The sequence below is a fragment of the Bradyrhizobium sp. TM233 genome (assembly GCF_036247965.1).
GTDB lineage: Bacteria > Pseudomonadota > Alphaproteobacteria > Rhizobiales > Xanthobacteraceae > Bradyrhizobium > Bradyrhizobium ottawaense.
Genome location: NZ_BTIG01000061.1, coordinates 1 through 561, shown reverse-complemented (window position 1 = coordinate 561; position 561 = coordinate 1). Strand labels below are relative to the sequence as shown.

The following is a 561-nucleotide window of genomic DNA, read 5'->3' as shown; positions in this document are numbered from 1 at the left end:
GTCCCGGAGGAACCGACATTGGTCGCCCCGACCTGGCCGAAGCCGGTCGCGTCGAACGTGTCGTCGAAATTGGTGCCGCGCGCGGCCTCGACGCTGCGCAGCGTGTCGGTGCCCACTGTCGCGTCGCCGTTCACGGTGCCTGCGGCGAGGTGAACATAGATGCCGGACGTGGTCGTCGTATCCGAATTGTAGGTGACCTGGTCGTAGCCGCCGCGGCCGTCGATATAGTCGTCGCCACCGCGACCTTCATAGGTCTCGTAGGTGAAGGCCGCATTGTCGCTGCCGTAGAACGTGTCGTTGGAGGCCGAGCCCCAGATCGTCGAGACGTTGGAGAAGGTGTCGTGCCCTACCGAGGCGTCGCCATCCGCGGTCCCGGCCCCGATGTCGACGATGACCGCGCTGGTCGCGCTCAGATAGGACAGTCGCGTCACCGCCTGCCCCAGGGCGTTGAGATCGCCGACGACGCTCTCTTCGCCGCCGCGCCCTTCAAACCCGCTCTGGCCGGTGGCCACGCCCGGCCGACCGGTCGATCCGGTGAACCCGGCCGCATTGAACGTAACG

The 561-nt window shown here is 67.2% G+C and carries 1 pseudogene; it reads right to left on the bottom strand.

Features of this window, described 5'->3' with window-relative positions:
- Window positions 1–561, bottom strand: a pseudogene (locus tag AABA86_RS33430) (hypothetical protein); the annotation flags it as partial.